General features: G+C 73.9%; 2 protein-coding genes. Both read right to left on the bottom strand.

From position 1 onward, the window contains the following. On the bottom strand, window positions 1-1,793 hold a 1,793-nt coding region (locus GTW08_RS19575), incomplete at its 3' end, for an MFS transporter (protein ID WP_346009942.1). Between the two features lie 90 nt (window positions 1,794-1,883). After that, the coding region (locus GTW08_RS19570) for an ATP-binding protein (protein WP_237454000.1) at window positions 1,884-2,101 on the bottom strand (218 nt) is incomplete at its 5' end.

Genomic DNA, 2,101 nt, shown 5'->3' with positions numbered 1-2,101 from the left:
GCGGCGGGACGGCCCTCCCAGCGGTACACGGTGGACACGATGCCGGTGGCGACGCAGATGCGGTAGTGCCCGTCGGCGTCGGCGCGGGTGCGGCCGACCTCGTCGCCGGTGACGTCGAGGACGGTCAGCACGGCGCCGCCCGCCGGGGCGCCGTCGGCCCGCACGAACCCGTGCAGCACCGGACCGGTCGGCGGGGCCGGGGTGGTGGCCGGGGCACCGGCCGCGGGGTCGGCGGGCTTCTCGATGTCGAGGGTGTCGCGCAGCGGGACCTCGCGCAGGGCCAGGATCGCCAGCAGGGCCAGGAAGGCCAGCGGCGCGGCCACCAGGAAGATCATCGAGGTGGCGTGGCCGTAGGACTCCATGACGATCGAGCGGACCGGCTCGGGCAGGTCGGCCAGGTGCGGCACCTGCCCGCCGCCGACGGCCGCCCCGCCGTCGACACCGGCGTCGGCCAGCCCGGCCGCGGTCCGGGACCCGACCACGGAGGCGAGCAGCGCGCCCAGCCCCGCGACGCCGGCCGAGCCGCCGAGCGAGCGGAAGAACGTCACCGTGGAGCTCGCGGCGCCCATGTGCCGCAGCGCGACGGTGTTCTGCACGGCGAGCACCAGGTTCTGCTGCGTGGTGCCGACGCCGATGCCGACCAGTGCCATCGCGACCGCGACCAGCCAGTACGGCGCGGTGGAGGAGATGACCGCCGCCCCGAGCGACAGACCCGCGGTCAGCGAGACCGCGCCGCCGACGAGGTAGCGCTTCCAGACGCCGGTGCGGGTGATCAGCTGGCCGGCCACGTTCGACGCGCCGAACATGCCGACGATCATCGGCAGGGTGAGCAGCCCGGCCTCGGTGGCACTGGCGCCCCGGGCGAGCTGGAAGTACTGGGACAGGAAGATGGTGGAGCCGAACATCGCGACGCCGACGAACAGGCTCGCGACGGTGGCGAGCACGACGGTGCGGTCGCGGAACAGGAACGGCGGCACGACCGGGTCCTTGGCCCGTCGCTCGACGACGATCGCGCCCACCAGCAGCACCAGGCCGGCGCCGATCAGGCCGAACGAGGTCGGTGAGGCCCAGCCGAACTGCTTGCCGGCCAGCGAGGTCCACAGCAGCAGCGCCGACACCGCGGCGGCGATGAGGGTGGCGCCCAGGTAGTCGATGCTGGGGCGCTCGCCGTCGGCGCGGACGGGGGTGGGCACGTTCAGGGTGCGCTGCAGCACGAGCAGTGAGAGTGCGGCCAGCGGGACGCCGACGAAGAAGCACCAGCGCCAGCCCAGCGGCGAGTCGACGATGATGCCGCCGAGCAGCGGACCGCCGACGACGGCGATCGACATGATCCCCGAGAGGTAGCCCATGTAGCGGCCGCGCTCGCGCGGGGTGATGATCGCCGCGATCACGACCTGGGTCAGCGCCTGCAGCCCGCCCATGCCGAGGCCCTGCAGGACCCGGAAGCCGATGAGCTGCCCCGTGGAGACCGCCAGCCCGCAGAGCAGCGAGCCGATCAGGAAGATCCCGATCGCGGCCTGGACCAGCAGCTTCTTGGAGTAGAGGTCGGCGAGCTTGCCCCAGATCGGGGTCGAGGCCGTCATCGCCAGCAGTGACGCCGAGACCACCCACGTGTACTCGGCCTGGGTCCCGCCGAGGTCGCCCAGGATCCGGGGCAGCGCGTTCGACACGATCGTGCTGGACAGCACGCCGACGAACAGCGCCATCAGCAGGCCGGTCAGGGGGAGCAGTACGTCGCGGCGGTGGGCCGCGGCCTCCTCGGGGGTGCGCACGGGGCGGGTAGTTGACGTCACGCAACGAGTCTGGCCCAAAGATGCAGCCTGTGCAACTTTGCCGAACGTGCGTCGGCGCACACCGTGCACCGATGCGGCGCGGCGGCCGGCTCAGCCGCGGCGGGGGAGCACGACAGTGACGGTGCTGCCCCGGTCCGGCGCGCTGCGGACCTCCAGGGTCCCGCCGGCGTCGGCCACCGCGCGGCGGACGAGCAGCAGCCCGATGTGGCCGGGTGCCGGGCCGCGGCCGGGGTCGAAACCGGTGCCGTCGTCGGTCACGGTGAGCCAGGCCCGGGCGGCCGCGACGTGCAGGCCGACCTCGACGGTGC

It is taken from the genome of Pseudonocardia sp. SID8383, assembly GCF_009864975.1.
In the GTDB taxonomy this organism is placed as follows: domain Bacteria; phylum Actinomycetota; class Actinomycetes; order Mycobacteriales; family Pseudonocardiaceae; genus Pseudonocardia; species Pseudonocardia alni.
The sequence above is the reverse complement of the archived record's forward strand: the minus strand, read 5'-3'. Positions and strand labels throughout refer to the sequence as shown.